The organism is uncultured Streptococcus sp. (genome assembly GCF_963525625.1).
GTDB lineage: Bacteria > Bacillota > Bacilli > Lactobacillales > Streptococcaceae > Streptococcus.
The window spans coordinates 92,882-109,181 of the sequence record NZ_CAURLD010000008.1 but is presented as its reverse complement, the minus strand read 5'-3'; the positions used below and the strand labels follow the sequence as shown (position 1 = coordinate 109,181).

Sequence of the window (16,300 nt, the reverse complement as noted above, 5' to 3'; positions counted from 1 at the left end):
CCAAAGTGTACACCAGCCTCAAGAAGTTGTTTCATTGAAATTACTGCCATGAGTAAATTCTCCTTTTTGTTTTTTTCCTCTTTTAGATTTCAGCTCGCAGGACCACCCAAGGGCAACAGTCCCACAATTCATCTAAAATGAGTATTTTGCCATTTACACGGCACCTTTTATTATAACAAAAGCACAGCTCTTTGACAAGGTGTTTGCCAGATTTTCTGCCACTAAGAATGAATTCTACCTCTCAGCTGAACATTTGTTCCTGAAGCATTCAGAATGGTAGCGTCTAACATTTTCTGATTTGACTTTGAAAGACTCTTGACGAAAGCAAGTATTTACGATAGAATAATAAGAGTTGCGGCGGTATAGCCAAGTGGTAAGGCACGGCTCTGCAAAAGCTTGATCGTCGGTTCAAATCCGTCTACCGCCTTCAAAAATACATTTCTAGAAGCCCACCAAAGGGCTTTTTTATTGCATTTCCTATTGTTTCTAGCAAACTTTGCTGATATAATATTATAAAAATATCATTCATCATCAGCGAAAGGAAAAAAGATTGATTATGAAAAAAGTTAGCTTCTATGCCCTCAGCCTTCTCTCTCTGCTAGCTCTCTCAGCCTGCATGCCTGCCAAGCAGACGCAGCAAAGAAAAAAGACGCCTAGCTCCCTCAAAGCTTCGAAAAGTTCATCCTCTAAGGAAACATCCAGCAAATCATCTAGCAGTAGCTCTAGCACCTATGAAAGTAGTGATGAGGTATTTCAGAAACGTGCTACCTTTGATCCAGATGATGCTTCTGCACTACAATACATACCAGATGCAGCTTCTATTCCTGAATTAGAGAAAATAAGAAATTTTCATATTTCCACTGGCTTTGTCATTCAGGTAAACGGAGAGGATATCAATGGTGACAAACCTAAAACGTCTTACGATGAGGTAACAGCAGCTCTAGGCCAACCTACATTCAGCACTGATGAGAATGACCCTGGCAACTCTGTTAACATCTGGCACACAGACAACGGAGACATTATGTGCTACTTTACCAATAATGTCCTGACGAATTTGAGTTTTAGCCTAAAAGACGCTCAGCCGGCCAAAAGCAGCTACTCTAGCATCACCACATCCGACACTCCCAAGACAGCTTTCGACAAGCTTGGTCGTCCGGAAATGATTATGCGTTCAGAACGCGATACAACCTTTGTCTATAAAAATTCCAATGACGAACAGTTTAGTTTCTCTACCCAGAACAATCAAATCGTTGGGGTAATGTCTACCTATCAAATGAAACAAACCAAAGACATTATTGACTCCGTCATTAAGGATAAGTAATCTTCTAATCAGTTCCAAAAACATAAAAATCCAAGATCTTTTCAGTCTTGGATTTTATTTTTGACTAGGATAACAACTTCGTCGATTAAAGCTCTGCAATTTGGCTAAGATTAACTTCAGCCACGGTGTCATTGCCAAACATGGAAATAATCATCTTGACCTTGTTATTATCAATCTCCGTAATCTTACCTGTATAGTCAGTAAAGGCACCATCTATGATACGAACGGTATCCCCAACCTTGACATCCAAGTCAAATTCCTGCACTGTTTGCCCCATGGAGATGAGAATGTTGCGAATCTCTTCTTCCAAGAGTGGTGTTGGTTTAGAACGGTTTCCGTGTGAACCAACAAATCCTGTTACATTCGGAGTATTCCGCACGACAAACCAGGCTTCATCTGTCATGACCATTTCTACCAAAACATAACCCGGGAAGCGATTTTCTTCGATTTCCTTGGTCTTGCCATTTTTCTCTACTTGCACGGTCTGAGTAGGGATTTCCACGCGCAAGATATTTTCCAGCATGTTATAAGTCTGAGCGCGCTGCAAAAGATTTTCTTTTACCTTGTTTTCATAGCCTGAGTAGGTCTGCAGTACAAACCAGCCTTTGTCAAAACTGTCCATGAGTTCATCCTTTCCTAAATAAAAAAGCCTGCGGGCTTCTGCTTCTTTCTAGCCCTATTATACCATAATTTCCTCAAATGAAAAGGAATTTAGTAACTATTTGCCAGACAAATCAAAGCCTTGTAATCTGATTACATTTTTTGAAAAATAAAAGAACGAGTAACTAGTGATATACGCCAAAATCCCACCTACTCACAATAGGTGGGACTTTGAATGATATACCTGTCGCAGGATTCTTTTCTATTTCCTCTACAGTTATTAAGAGAAAATATTCAGAATCTGGAAAAGACCGCTTGCCACTACTTTGTCAAAGATATAGATGATCACTACAAAGAATGCAGTGTATTCCATGACAGAGATAAAATCTGTCCATCTCTCTTTTCGGGTAGGCCAAGTTGTATCTTTCAATAGTTTAAAAACATCTTTAAAGAATTTCACAACAATCTCCTATCTAGTTTCTTTATGCAGGGTATATTTACTGCAATGCTTACAAAATTTATTAACTTCTAAACGCGTTGGTTTTGGAGTGCTACTGAGCTTAACCGAGTAGTTCCTAGAACCACAGACTGTACACGCTAGACTCGCTTTTTTTAATGCCATAACGCCTCCATCTTTCTTATTATAGCAGGATTCTATGCTTTTGACAAGCCGTTCAGCTCTTTTAAATCCTATTGAAACCAGCTGGTAACAGTATCCCAGAGATTCTTAGCTTTCTCAGGAATACCAGTGTCATCAATAGCTTTCTTGGCTTCATCCACTAGATTTTGAGCTCGATCCTGAACGTCCTGCAGGAAGTCTTTGTTTTCAGTTGTAGTACCCGTTTCCTCCGTACCATAGGTGTCCACAGGGGCAATGCCGTTGGCAGCATAGGCATTCTTCTGCCCTTCAAAGGAAGTTCCTTCTGTATATGGCAGGATGCTATTGGCAACATTTCGGAAAACCGCCGAGGCTTCATTTGCGCTGGTCCCAGTCAGATAGTGGGTTTCGTCAGTTTTTGGAAAGCCTAGCCACTGGCTGATAACCACATCCGGAGTATAACCAATAACCCATTGATCGCCTGATAGATCCGGGTTAAAGTCCGTTTCAGTCGTACCGGTCTTGCCAGCCATAGTATAACCATACGGAGCCGCATAGATACCTGTACCGTTCGAGAAGGTTCCCAGCATCATGCTGTTCATCTTGTCAGTAGTTGAACCATTGAGAACCCGAGTCGAGGTTTGGCGATGGGTCTTGACGACCTGACCGCTGGCATTTTCAATTTTTGTAATGAGATGGGCATCATTCATCACGCCGCCGTTGGCAAAGACTGAGTAGGCCTGAGCCATTTGCAACGGATTGGTCGTGACTCCGCCTCCTAGGGCTACTCCCAAAGTCTTATCAACCTTGTCCATATTCAGACCAAACTTTTTCCCGTATTCAAAGGCCTTGTTAATGCCTAACTCGTCTACAGTTGAAACAGCCGGAATGTTCAGAGATTCTGCCAAGGCTTGATACATTGGCACTTTAGGGGAACTTTGGATATTGCCGTAGTTGTTGATGGTATAGTCGCCAAAGGTGGTTCTGGTATTATCCAGCTCCTTATCTGTCGGCCAACCAGCAGCAACGGCCGGACTGTAAGCAACCAAAGGCTTGATAGTAGAGCCGGGGCTACGAGAGGACTGAGTTGCATAGTTAAAACTTCTGAAGGTCGAGCCTTCTGCACTATTGACTCGCCCGACTAGTGCCCGCACACCGCCGGTTTTTGGATCCAAGGCAACACTGCCCGACTCAGCCATAGTACCATCTTCTGCTACAGGAAAGAGAGAGACATTGCTGTAAATAACCTGCATGCTGGCTTGGTAGTTCTGATCCAGTTCAGTATAAATGCGATAGCCATTATTAACAATCTCTTCTTCAGTTAAGCCGTAGTCATTGACCGCTTCATTGATGACCGCATCGAAATAGGACGGATAGCGATAGTCTTCTGACTTACCAGCATAAGCATCAACCAGCTGACCACCGATTCCTACAGCGGCAGCCTGATCGGCCGTCCCCTGATCAATAAAGCCTGCAGCAACCATATTTTGCAGCACCGTATTACGGCGATTGGTCGCATTTTCAACTGAATACAGTGGATTATAAATCTCCGGACCCTTGAGCATACCAGCCAAAACAGCCGACTGGTCCAGGCTGAGCTGGCTAGCCGAAACTCCGAAATATTTCTTAGAAGCATCCTCCACACCCCAGACACCATTCCCAAAATAGGAGTTATTGAGGTACATGGTCAGGATTTCCTGCTTGCTGTATTTCTTATTGATTTCCAGAGCCAGGAAAAATTCCTTGGCCTTCCGCTCGATAGTCTGGTCCTGAGACAGATAGGCATTCTTGGCCAACTGCTGGGTAATGGTTGATCCCCCACCCGAGCGACCGGCTGTCAAAATGGCCAGAATAAAACGACTGTAGTTAATCCCGCCATTCTCATAGAAAGTCCGGTCCTCTGTCGCGATGACAGCATTCTGCAGGTCTTGGCTAATCTCGGTCAGCTCGACATAAGTTCCTTTCTGACCAGACAGGCTTCCCGCTTCATTGCCATCCTTGTCAAAGATGAGCGTAGTAGCTTTGAGGGCATTCTGCAAATCCTTGACATTGGTCGTTTTAGCCACATAAAAGAGATAGCCACCGACCACCAGACCAAAGGTCAAGCCGAGAATCAGGAAAATCTTGGTCAGATGAAACCTGCGCCAAAAACGGCGGATAGGGTGCTGAGAGAGAGGTTTCTTCTTGGCCTTGCCCGAACGGCTGAGACCAGACTTGGCCTGCTCTTCTGTCAACTCTACCTCCTCTGCTGCTTCTTTTTGAGGTTTCTGTATAGTAAAATAATCTACTAATTTTTCAAACAAATCTTTTAAATTCTTCATAAACCTTATTTTATCACCTTATTTAGGTGCAGACAAGAAAGTACCCTATTTCCTGTCTGATTTTTAGTTATTTTTAAGAAAAAGGGTATATTAAATAGCCTTTTAAAGCCCTCTGCCGCAAGCCTTATCCGACACTGCCTATTTCCAAACAGCAGGCTTTCTGCTACAATAAATGTATGAAATTTACACTCACTATCCCAGATGGACTGCCCGCCATGACGGTCAAAGAGCTGCTGGAAGAACAATTTCTCATTCCACGAAAAATCCGGCACTTTTTACGGACCAAGAAGCATGTGTCTGTCAACGGTCTAGCTATCAACTGGCAGACTGTAGTCAAACCCGGAGATGACATCTGCCTGATATTTGACGAGGAGGATTATCCTCAAAAGACAATCTTGCTTGGAAATGGCGAACTCGTAGAAGAGCTCTACCAGGACCAACACCTCATTATCGTCAATAAACCCGAGGGTATGAAAACCCATGCTAATGAACCAACAGAGCTGGCCCTGCTTAATCATGTTTCCGCCTATGTCGGCGAGACCTGCTATGTCGTTCACCGGCTGGACAAAGAAACCAGCGGTGCTGTCCTCTTTGCCAAGAATCCCTTTGTCCTCCCTATCCTCAATCGACTGCTGGAAAAGCGAGAAATCAGCCGCGAATATTGGGCTCTGGTTCAAGGCAAGTTCCCAGCTAAAAATCTTATCTATAAAGACAAGATTGGTCGCGACCGCCATGATCGCAGAAAACGGCTGGTTGACCCCCGAAAAGGACTCTATGCAGAGACTCATGTGACTCGGATCAAGCAGTTTGGGCAGGCTGCCTTGGTCAAATGCCAACTCAAGACTGGCCGCACCCATCAGATCCGTGTTCATCTAGCTCACCACGGACACCCTCTTATCGGTGACCCCCTTTATCATCCGCAGCCCCAAGGCCGGCTTATGCTCCACGCCCATCGGCTGACCTTCACCCATCCTTTTACCCTGGGAAAAATCACTGTCGAGGCTCGCTCCGACAGCTTTGAAAAGGTCTTAAGCAGTCTGAAATCATAAAAGCTCTACTCTGAGAGATAGACTGTAACCTTATCCTAGATAAACCATGAAAAGCAACAGAAATCATCTGTTGCTTTTAGTTTGGAGTCAAAGCGAGGATAAGCTATGACAGCTTACATCACTGAGCCGGAAGTGCACTGATAAGTTTGGGCCTGATGGCTTTCTGAAAAGCTATGCTCAGCAAATAAGACAGTAAGAAAATGATAAAAAAGCCAAAACTATAAATAGTATTCCGAGGCATTATCGACCTGAAAATGAAGATAATGAAAGGATGAATGATATAAATCATGGTCGCGTATCTCTTGGCGATATTGTTCAAAACAGGAATGTCAATATCGCTCCCATTTCTGACCGCATAGAGGAAAATCGCACTGGATGAAAAAAGAGTGCTGGGATAGAGGTCGTACTCCGTCCCCATAAAATAGTACTCAATTAAAATCAAGCCTGCTATTCCTAAGCCAATAGTCCATTTTTTCACCGAAGACAAATCGTAACCCAAGATCCTTTCCCGATGCTTGGCAAACTGCATGCCCATGATGAAAAATGGGAGACCCATGAAGAGGAAATTGCGATAGTATAAGGTACCGCTAATATTGAACTCAATGCAAAAGGCCAGCACCAACAAGAACAGAGACACACCAAAGCTAGTTAAGCGGTGAAAATGCTTATAAAAAACCAGATAAAGAGTGTAGATATAAGAAATAGCCAGCAAATACCAAGTCGGCGTAGCAGCCGATCCAATCAAGTCTCTGGGACTGTTAAAGAGGAAAAAGTCCGCAAAATCAGATAGGTCTATAGCTGCCATCTTTTCTGTTAACTCTCTTGTCAGCAGCAAGTTGACAACATGCACAATCGTGTAAAACAGGAGACTGGCAGCTGTCAAAAGGAGCATCTGCTTGAGACGATACTTGACCTTATCTCTGGAAATATTAAAGGAAAAATAGCCCGACAGCATCATAAAAAAGGGAACTGCAAAGCGGGCCACAATTTGATAAAAAACGCCAAATTGCCCTGGCAACAGAAAGTGTAAGGAAACAATACTAAAGCAAGCTAGGGCCTTGAAAGCGTGCAAAGTTGTGTTTTCAGTCTTCATGCAGACATTATAGCATGTTTATTATTACAGCTCATCAAGACCAGATTACACGCCCATTAAAAAACATATCAATTGATGACATTCTTTAAAAAGTTTTGCATCTGTAGGAGAAAACAGCTCTTATATAGAAAAAGAGTTTGGGACAAAAAGATTTCAATTTTTAAAAATCTTAATTATTAAGCCCTTCAAATCTATAATTAAATACGAAAAGCGAACAAAGCAGAATTCTGATTACCAGAAAACTAGTTTTGTTCGCTTTTTATATTTGAGGTTGGACTTTTGTCCCAGGTTCTTTTATTCATCTAGCGGATATTCTACATTAGCCTTCATAGCCATTAGGATTTGAACTTTGCCATCTCCAAGAATCTCGCATCATATCTTGGAGAGTTTTCTCAGCTTTCCAGCCCAAAATGTCATTAGCTTTACTTGCATCGGCATAGCAAGTCGCCACATCTCCAGGTCGCCTATCCTTGATAGTATAAGGAATTTTCACACCATTGACATTTTCAAAGGCCTTAACCATATCCAGTACACTATAACCGATTCCTGTACCAAGATTGAAAACAGCGACGCCCTTGTTTTCTAAATTATGTTTCAAAGCCAAAACATGGCCCTTGGCTAAATCGACTACATGGATATAATCCCGCACTCCTGTACCGTCATGCGTATCATAATCATTTCCGAAAACGCTAAGCTCTTGCAATTTACCGACCGCAACCTGAGTAATATAAGGCATAAGGTTATTAGGAATTCCATTTGGAGCCTCACCAATCAGACCAGACTCATGAGCACCAATTGGATTAAAATAGCGAAGATTAGTCACAGACCAATCTGAATGTGCAAGAGCAAGATCCGTCAAAATCTGCTCCATCATCAGCTTGGTATAACCATATGGATTGATCGCTGAAGTAGATAAATCTTCTGTTAAGGGTGAAACATGATTCATACCATAGACAGTGGCACTAGAACTAAAGATAATATTGTCTACTTCCTGCTCCTTCATAACTTCAAGAAGAGCAATAGTACCTCCGACATTATTTTCGTAATATTTGAGTGGCTCTTGGACAGACTCTCCTACTGCTTTATAAGCTGCGAAATGGATGACCGCATCAATATGATTCTCTTCGAAAACCCGATTCATGAACTCTTTATCCGAAACGGAACCTTGATAAAAGGAAATTTCTCTGCATGTGATAGACTTCAATCTAGCTAGTACTTGGGCGGAGCTATTCGAAAAGTCATCCACAATAATAGCTTCGTAGCCTTCTGCCACTAATTCAACCACTGTATGACTACCTATATAACCTGCTCCTCCTGTAACTAATATTTTTTTCATAATATTTCCCCTCTAGTAAACCCTTAAACTCTCTTTAATTTTGCTAATGCAGTACTTAAATAGCGACCTTCACGAAGTTCACTGCCAATCTGTCTAGCATTTTTCAACATTTTCTCATATTCTCCCTCTGTCAAAGTATCCAACTCATTTTTTAGATCATAAAGAGAAGTAACTGCCAAACCGCATTTCTTTTCTAATATAAAATGAGCCAGAGCCGACTCTTTCCAAACTACTACAGGAAAGCCTGCCGCTAAATAAAGAGAAGCTTTATGAGAATTATTAAAACGCAGATAATTTCCATATACTCCATTGCAAGTTCCTGCGCTGTCGCCATCCCAGATCAAACCAAAGCTGCCGCTGAGTACAGTCAACAGTTGGTCTGGCATAAAAGATCCAAAATAAGTTTGATTTTTTAGTGCTCTATCGCTTTCAAAACCTAGCCCATAAAGATTGTAGTCAGGTTCTTTAGGCAGGTAATAAAGATAGCCTGTCTTATCTGGCATTAAGTTGCCAGCGACAATTATCGGGCTGTCCTTACATGGTTCTTCCTTTTCTTGAAAATCTGGTATGAGATAATCAAAAATTTCTAAACTAACCATGTTAGATTTTGTGATTCCATGATTGCTCAAAAACTCTTTCATCCTATCATTATGTACAATCAGACCATCCGCTGCCCGCAAGACTTGTTTCTCCTGTAAAAAGGTCCTGATTTTCTGGCGGAGTCTAACGCTGGAATGATTACTATCCCGCAGAATGGCTAAATCATGAATCAGGAAAAATACTTTGGCTCCCCGTCTTTGCGCCTGCTTTATCAAATGTGCATGAAAAAATGTATGGTGGATTATAGGAAACTGAACTATTAATTCATCCCCAGCACCCAACTGATCGAAAACGGCTTTTGTCGCACGATACTTGTGCGCTTGAGCTTTGAAAAAATTCATCTCGTACCAATTCTCTACTCGAAGCTCTAGTCCCTTATAACCTGCAGAAATAAAGATTGCTTCTGCATCGTCTCGCGCTTTATTTCCCGCATTTTTTTCATGTGCATTATGCAGAAATGAATCTTTCAGATAATACTTGACCATTTATCCTCTTTATCTCCCATTATTCCTAAAAATTCCCCAATTCTTCTTTAACAACATCCAGCGCACGCTCTATGGTTACGTGCATATCGTAGTATTTATAATCTGCCAAGCGCCCACAAAAGATAACTCTATCGTTCTTCTTAGATTCTGCTAAATATTGCGCATAGACTTCATTATTTTTCTGATCATTTATCGGGTAATAAGGCTCGTCACCTCTTTTCCAATCAGCTGGATATTCCCGAGTGATAACTGTCTTCTCCTGAGCCCCAAACTCAAAATGCTTGTGCTCAATGATACGTGTATAAGGAATAGTACGCTCAGTGTAGTTGATGACAGCATTTCCTTGATAGTTCGCTTCGTCTAAAACTTCATGCTCAAAACGCAAACTACGATACTCTAACTCACCAAATTTGTAATCAAAATACTGATCAATCATTCCAGTAAAGACAATCTTTTGAGCTGATGCTTCCCATCTCTCACGATCTTCAAAGAAATCCGTTCCAAGCTCCAGTTCAATACCCTCTAATAATTTTTCAACTATTACATTATACCCGCCAATTGGAATCCCTTGATAACGGTCATTAAAATAATTGTTGTCATAAGTCAGACGCACAGGTAGACGCTTGATGATAAAAGGTGGTAAATCCGTCGCTGAACGCCCCCATTGCTTTTCTGTGTAGCCTTTGATTAGCTTCTCATATACATCCGTTCCAATTAGCTTAATAGCTTGTTCTTCCAAATTTTTGGGTTCAACATCTTGCATATGGGTTGTCTGCTCTGCAATCTTATTCTTGACTTCTTGTGGCGTTTTAGTTCCCCACAAGCCATAAAAGGTATTCATATTGAAGGGAAGATTATAAAGTTGACCTTGATAATTGGCTAGAGGTGAATTGATATAGTTGTTAAATTCAGCAAATTGATTCACATAATCCCAAACTTCCTTATTAGATGTATGGAAAATATGGGCTCCATATTTATGAACATTAATTCCCTCAATATTCTCACAGTAGATATTCCCACCAATATGGTCTCTTTTATCAATGACCTTAACAGTTTTGCCACGCTTCCTAGCTTCATGAGCAAAAATTGCCCCTGACAGCCCTGCACCGACAATCAAATAATCATACATAACATATCCTTATTTCTTAAATACACTTTTCAGTTCTTGAAAATCCAAGACACGCAAGGTTAACACTAATCCAGCATAGATGAACAATCCCAATATCGCACTAATCAATACATTGACGACGGAAGGAAAGTGAAGTAGGGGCTGGATGATATACAAAATCCCGTACATGATGAGGGAAGCAGCTAGTATTTTCAACATGGATGGAAGAATCTTTATCTCCTTCAAATAAGAACGAGTGAAATAAAGCTGAATCAACCAGACCAAACCTTCAGTAGCTACCGAAACGATAGATGCACCGATATAACCTAGAGATGGAATCAATAAGATATTCAATCCTACACTAAAGAAAGCCGGAATAGTCGTAGATAACATGAACTCACGATTCTTATTATGAGGAATCAGAATTTGAATCCCCATAATATTGGTCCAGCCAATAAATAACATTCTAAAGACCATAATGGCAATGGCATGCCGCGCCTCTTGGAAGTCTTGACCCAAGAAAAAATTGACAAAATCTTTGTTAACAATTAAAATACCAGCAATCATCGGAAATATCACTAAATTATATACCAAGAAGGACATTTCATGTAGTTTATTAACTGCTTTTTGATTCCCCAATGACAACAGATTAGATACCCTCGGTAGCATAACACTTCCTAGGGAAGTCACAATCGTCAACAAAATATTTAAAAGCTTGAGAGCCTGATCATAAATCCCTACATCAGTTGTTGAAGACAAGGCACCTAACATGGTCCGATCCAAGGTGATATAGAGTGAAATGGCAATCTGGGGTAAAAACAATAAAATAACTGGTTTAATATGCCGCTTAGCATAAACTATATCTAGATGAGGTCTGCCAATATGTTCTCTAGCCGGAAGCCACATGCTTAACTGTCCTAGCAAGTCATAAACAACCAGCAGGATAATATACAGATATAAATCCGATGGCTTTTTTACAAAGATAAAAACGGAAGCAACGCCTAGGAGTTTAACAGCTGTATTCCGAACCGTGATTTTTTTAAAATCTTCCATCCCTTGAAAAAGCCAGGAAATATCTAGGCCTCTAGAAAGTAAACTGAAGCCCAAAATATAGGCTATCAGATTATTCATGGACGGAATGAGTAGGCATGTAGCTATGTAAAGAACAAGCGCTAAACAAGTCGCCAAGACTTGCAAACTATAGATCCCCCAGAAAGTTTTCTGAACATTTTTGCGATGCCCTGAAATCTCCTTAGTCCCATAATTGGCCACTCCAAGTGTCGCTAAAAGTATAAAATAGGTCACTATTGAGTTGTAGTATCCGTAGGAACCTAAGTCATTGGACGAGAAAACTCGAGTGATATAAGGTGTAGTAATGACTGGCAAAACGATTACTAGCAACTGATAAGATAGATTATATAAATAATTTTTTAATACTCTCACACGGAGTTCCTCGTTTTAGATTTCTTTGATACAAGGTCGGCTGCTGGCAATGCTGCAAATAAAATAAACATAAAAATATTGTAAGACGGACGAACCCAGAAGGCTTCAAACATACAGTTGACTGCAATCAAGGACAAAGCTGTTAAGAGCAAATACTCTCTCTTTTGATAGAGTTTCCAAGACTGAAATATATAGAGTAAAACCAAGATAATGACTGGAATCATCCCATAAGTAAACAGCATCTGGACATAAGAAGAATCAACATAGTCATAACTCAAAACAGTTTCCGTCTTTCCGCCGTAGCCAATAAAGGAAATCCCCCGAATACCAAACCACTCTAAGCCATACTTCTTAAACGCTTCATGCCCCAAGTGCAACCGCATATTGGTAAAATTATTCAAGGCAACATATGTTGGATTCGACCAGCTAAAATTTTGAGAGAGATAAATCATTAGCGAAGATGCCAAACCAGATGATAACGGCAAGAAAGCCATTAGCCAAGACTTCAAGTCTTTTCTATAATAAAAATACAGAAAAACAAGAGACATTAACGCAATAGAGGCCGCATTTAAACGAGCATCACAATATTTAATAATGAAAAAAGCTAACCCTAAACCAGATACAGTACGCAAAAAAATAAATTTTTTTCTTAACAGATAGGAGACAGCAGTATAGAGATAAAAACAGTGAGAGGCAAAATCTGTCGGATAAATAAATCCAAAAGAGTTTCGAACCACTATTCCTGTTGAACGGTACTGTGCAAACTGGAGATTAGGAATCACATCTAACAAGGACAGCAAAACAGCCATGACTATAAAAAAGCTACTTACTCCAACGTAAATCCTTAAAACACTTTCCATATCCGCCTTGTAAAGAAGGACGACTAAAAGCATATACATAAGAAAATTGAGATTCCCTGCATTAAAATAAACCAACAATCCAGATGAAAACAAAATAGTTGCTATCAGTAAGTAACTTAAAGAATAGTGGTTGATATAGCGAAAACGAAGGAGCAATAAAAAAATTGCAAAAAAAGGAGCTGAATTTGAAATCCTTGGTAGAATAGTTGTCAACATAGATGTATTAAACATATCAAGCGAAATAATAAGAATTAAAACCGCCCCTATCAGTAATTTATCTCGTTCTATCCTTAACATTTTCTTTTTCCTTTTCTAATCTCTGAATCATTCAGTCGTTTATTGCTTCCACTTTTTAAAGTAAAAATAGAGGTGTGGATACCTACTAATCAAAATATATAGAATCTTACGTTTCTTACTAACTCTAGCATTCTTCAAGACAAGCGACAAATAAGGTCTCGTCTTCTCCTGAAGGCGCTTGAACTCTGCCGGATTGCCATCCTGAATCATCGTAAAAATAAGAAGACTACCCGTAAAGAAGCGAGAAATAATGGCTTCTTGGAGTTCAGAACTCTCAGGATCGATCTTATTCACGACCTCTTTTAAATGATCAATTGCTTCGTAAAACTCATATTGTTTTGGCGTGAAAGCCGAGGCAGTAATGCTACCTGGTCTATGGTAATAATGGTAAATCGGAAGATGGTACAAGGCCACGGATTGGGCTTGATTGAGATGCTCGCTGATAACATAGAGGTCTTCGTAGATACGCCCCTTGGGGAAGGGAGTTTTTTCAAGTAGTTCTTTCCGATAGAGTTTACCACAAGCAGAGACCGTTACAAGGTCCCCGTAAAGCATCTCAGTTAGAGCCTTTGCCTTGTTGTAGACCTTAACTTGGTCTAGATCAAGCTTTTCAAAGTGAAAATTTTGAGAACGATCATAGTGAGCTGTCGGCTCTACTTTACAACTAACCATATCTGCTTGGGTACGACGTTGTAGCTCTGCTAGCAGTTCTAAGGCGCAAGGTTCCAAATAGTCGTCCGGATCAAGGAAGGTAATCCAGTCACCCTTGGCTTTCAAGACCCCATAGTTACGAGCATCAGACAATCCACCATTCACCTTGTGGTAGCTAGTCACCCAATCATACTGCTGGGCATACTGGTCACATAACTGTCCTGATCCATCACTCGAACCATCATCAATCAAGAGGACTTCCATATCCTTGTAAGTCTGATTTTCCAAGCTCTCCATAGCATAATGAAGATAGTTCTCCACATTGTAAACAGGTACAATTACCGAAATCATGTTTCCTTTTCTTTCTTAGTTTTACAGTTTAAATCTCAAATGAGCTTTTCTCTGGAAGAAGTTGATCCATAGACTTGATGAAGTCTGCCATCACCTGCTCCTCGTCTTGAATGTTAAATCCATCATTGATACACATAATTTGGTATTTCCCAGAGTTTATCAAGCTCCAAAAATCTGATCCAGCATTATCTAGGGAAAAAAGACCACCTAATTTAGGATTTCCGACAGCGTATTGACCACTGGCAATCTGCCAATACTTAAAGAGCCAAACATTGGTATCAGAAGGATTTCTAAAGCGACTTGCTGAGGTTTTTTCCAAGATAGCTTTTTCCTTTTCCCATACCAAGTCCATAGTTGATTTTAGTAGGGGATAGGGCAGGTGACTCTCCCAGAAACCACAGATAAACTGACTGTTTCTATATAGAAGTGACTTAACGATATTCTTTAATCCCTGCTTAGGATCAAAGAATTGGCCATTCTTCAAAATTTTATTTCGAGTGAAATAACTGGTGACAATCTCCATGTCATTAATCTGGAAATTCCCCGTCCCATATCGCTCAGGAATAATCGGGGACAGAGCCGTATTATATTTAGGCAATCCTTCTTCTGAAAAGAAGTCTGTTGACTCAATCGGAGATGTCAAATACATGTCATCATTGAAAAAAACAAAATGCTCAGAGAGCCCAGGAATTCGATGGATATTGCTTTCAATCGGATTAGCAGAAAAAACTGGCAGGTAGTCCTTGCGGATAATCTCTGTATGATCTACCAAAACCAATTTATCACTATTTATATCTAACCAGCTTGGCTTTTGCTGGTCGGTCACGAGGTAGACCTTATTGACCCAAGGAGCAAATTTTTCAACTCCTCTAAACCAATATTTAAAGGTCCCCCATTCTCGGTAAGCCTTGACTGAATTCATACTCTGTTTAGAAGTATTAACCGAGCCATCATAGCTTGATTTTTTTTCTTGCCACACAGGATCATTGCCATCAACCCAAGTAACAACAAAATCTATTTTATTCATAACTAATCTTTTCTATCTGTTTTATACAACTCCGAAAAGTTCTTGATATAACTCTCCAAAGAAAACAGCTCTTTTTGCCTCTGATATCCTACTCGCCCAAATTTTTCTCTTTTTTCAGAACTATCTAGTAAGAGAGAAATGGCATTAGAAAGTTCTTGAGGACGATTTGGTTTGACTAAGTAACCACTTTTGTCATCTACTACCATTTCAGCTATTCCCCCATTGTTATAACCAACAACTGGTTTTGAACAAGCCATGGCTTCTAGGACTACTGTAGGTAGGGAATCAGGTTTTATACTTGGTAAGACAAAGATATCAAACATATTATAAAGTTCAGAAGTCTTATCGTAGTAATCAATACGATGAATTTGTGACACAACAGATGAAGAAGCTATTCTCTTATCTAGTTCTTCTAAGCGCCATTCTTCACCAGGAAAAACACCTCCAGCTAGGAAAGCCACCGCTTGCTCATTCTTTTCCAAAAGTGGCTCGACTGCTTCTATGAAATCATTTTGTCCTTTGATAGCATTGACCCGACCAATCATGCCAATCACAAGTGCATCTTGCGCAATGTCAAATTTTTCACGAATAGAAGACGCATCCATTGGATAATAGACAACATTATCGACACCGTTATAAATCACTTCCACTTGGCTATCTTTGATAAAGGGAGACTGCTTGATATGATTAGCGACCGCTTGGGACACCGTCACAATCTTGTCTGCATATCGTCCCATGAGCATATTGATAAAGTCAGAAATAGCTTTGGGTTTGACGATAATCTCATGAACATGCCAAATCAAAGGCAGCTTGAGCTTGCGTTTCAAATAGATGCCCTCCAAAACAGCCGCTGTATTATTGTGAACCATATCTATACTGTGTTCTCGAGCATAGAGGGCGATTTGCTTAGCATAGAAATGATAAGAGCGGATATAGTCTACAATGCCTTTGGGATTAAAATACTTCCTTCGTAAAATCGGATAATCCAACACACTGACCTGAGCCCCAACCTGACGCAAGGCCTCGACTAAAACACCATCATTTGGCAGGATGACATGAGCTTCAAATTCTTTGGAATCCAATCCTTTGATCAATTCCAATAAAACCTTATCTGCTCCATACATTTCTGCACCAGCATGCAAGTATAAAATCCGTTTCAT

General features: G+C 40.5%; 15 protein-coding genes and 1 tRNA gene. 3 read left to right on the top strand and 13 right to left on the bottom strand.

What is annotated here, in order from left to right; genetic code table 11:
- Nucleotides 1-356: 356 nt before the first annotated feature.
- Both RYK49_RS06290 and RYK49_RS06285 read left to right on the top strand, forming a co-directional pair.
- Nucleotides 357-427, top strand: a tRNA-Cys gene (locus tag RYK49_RS06290).
- A 129-nt stretch (nucleotides 428-556) separates the two neighbouring features.
- Nucleotides 557-1,321 (top strand): hypothetical protein, encoded by a 765-nt coding sequence (locus tag RYK49_RS06285; protein WP_125401757.1) that lies wholly within the window; start codon nucleotides 557-559, stop codon nucleotides 1,319-1,321.
- An 85-nt stretch (nucleotides 1,322-1,406) separates the two neighbouring features.
- Here the strand turns inward: RYK49_RS06285 and nusG are convergent, their stop codons facing one another.
- The 4 genes from nusG to pbp2a form a co-directional block, all read right to left on the bottom strand.
- Entirely contained in the window at nucleotides 1,407-1,943 is a 537-nt protein-coding gene (gene nusG, locus RYK49_RS06280; RefSeq protein WP_002894018.1) for a transcription termination/antitermination protein NusG, read from the bottom strand.
- Nucleotides 1,944-2,201: 258 nt separating this feature from the next.
- Nucleotides 2,202-2,381, bottom strand: a complete 180-nt coding sequence (gene secE, locus RYK49_RS06275; protein ID WP_002894022.1) for a preprotein translocase subunit SecE — start codon at nucleotides 2,379-2,381, stop codon at nucleotides 2,202-2,204.
- A gap of 9 nt (nucleotides 2,382-2,390) precedes the next feature.
- Nucleotides 2,391-2,543 carry a 50S ribosomal protein L33 gene (gene rpmG / locus RYK49_RS06270; RefSeq protein WP_002894024.1) on the bottom strand — a complete coding sequence of 51 codons (153 nt, stop codon included), beginning with the start codon at nucleotides 2,541-2,543 and terminating at the stop codon, nucleotides 2,391-2,393.
- Between the two features lie 68 nt (nucleotides 2,544-2,611).
- Nucleotides 2,612-4,840 carry a penicillin-binding protein PBP2A gene (gene pbp2a, locus RYK49_RS06265; protein ID WP_314831012.1) on the bottom strand — a complete coding sequence of 743 codons (2,229 nt, stop codon included), beginning with the start codon at nucleotides 4,838-4,840 and terminating at the stop codon, nucleotides 2,612-2,614.
- A 176-nt stretch (nucleotides 4,841-5,016) separates the two neighbouring features.
- On the opposite strand from pbp2a, the gene RYK49_RS06260 reads away from it, so the two are divergent.
- Nucleotides 5,017-5,889 (top strand): RluA family pseudouridine synthase, encoded by an 873-nt coding sequence (locus RYK49_RS06260; protein ID WP_314831013.1) that lies wholly within the window; start codon nucleotides 5,017-5,019, stop codon nucleotides 5,887-5,889.
- A gap of 118 nt (nucleotides 5,890-6,007) precedes the next feature.
- On the opposite strand, the gene RYK49_RS06255 is transcribed toward RYK49_RS06260, so the two are convergent.
- The 9 genes from RYK49_RS06255 to RYK49_RS06215 form a co-directional block, all read right to left on the bottom strand.
- The gene (locus RYK49_RS06255) at nucleotides 6,008-6,982 is read right to left on the bottom strand and encodes an acyltransferase (RefSeq protein WP_314831014.1); all 975 of its coding nucleotides are present in this window, start codon (nucleotides 6,980-6,982) and stop codon (nucleotides 6,008-6,010) included.
- Nucleotides 6,983-7,301: 319 nt separating this feature from the next.
- Entirely contained in the window at nucleotides 7,302-8,318 is a 1,017-nt protein-coding gene (gene galE / locus RYK49_RS06250) for a UDP-glucose 4-epimerase GalE (RefSeq protein WP_314831015.1), read from the bottom strand.
- A gap of 23 nt (nucleotides 8,319-8,341) precedes the next feature.
- Nucleotides 8,342-9,403, bottom strand: a complete 1,062-nt coding sequence (locus RYK49_RS06245) for a galactofuranosyltransferase (RefSeq protein ID WP_314831016.1) — start codon at nucleotides 9,401-9,403, stop codon at nucleotides 8,342-8,344.
- A 25-nt stretch (nucleotides 9,404-9,428) separates the two neighbouring features.
- Nucleotides 9,429-10,532 (bottom strand): UDP-galactopyranose mutase, encoded by a 1,104-nt coding sequence (gene glf / locus RYK49_RS06240; protein WP_002922652.1) that lies wholly within the window; start codon nucleotides 10,530-10,532, stop codon nucleotides 9,429-9,431.
- A 9-nt stretch (nucleotides 10,533-10,541) separates the two neighbouring features.
- Nucleotides 10,542-11,954, bottom strand: a complete 1,413-nt coding sequence (locus RYK49_RS06235) for a flippase (RefSeq protein ID WP_314865246.1) — start codon at nucleotides 11,952-11,954, stop codon at nucleotides 10,542-10,544.
- The gene (locus RYK49_RS06230) at nucleotides 11,951-13,111 is read right to left on the bottom strand and encodes a polysaccharide polymerase (RefSeq protein WP_314831018.1); all 1,161 of its coding nucleotides are present in this window, start codon (nucleotides 13,109-13,111) and stop codon (nucleotides 11,951-11,953) included. Before RYK49_RS06230 ends, RYK49_RS06235 begins: the two co-directional genes overlap by 4 nt.
- Before the next feature lie 39 nt (nucleotides 13,112-13,150).
- The gene (locus RYK49_RS06225; protein WP_314831019.1) at nucleotides 13,151-14,113 is read right to left on the bottom strand and encodes a glycosyltransferase family 2 protein; all 963 of its coding nucleotides are present in this window, start codon (nucleotides 14,111-14,113) and stop codon (nucleotides 13,151-13,153) included.
- Nucleotides 14,114-14,141: 28 nt separating this feature from the next.
- Complete coding sequence (locus RYK49_RS06220) at nucleotides 14,142-15,140, bottom strand: Stealth CR1 domain-containing protein (RefSeq protein ID WP_314831020.1); 999 nt, start codon at nucleotides 15,138-15,140, stop codon at nucleotides 14,142-14,144.
- Nucleotides 15,141-15,142: 2 nt separating this feature from the next.
- Nucleotides 15,143-16,300: a glycosyltransferase family 4 protein gene (locus RYK49_RS06215; protein WP_314865243.1), complete on the bottom strand. Its 1,158-nt coding sequence runs from the start codon at nucleotides 16,298-16,300 to the stop codon at nucleotides 15,143-15,145.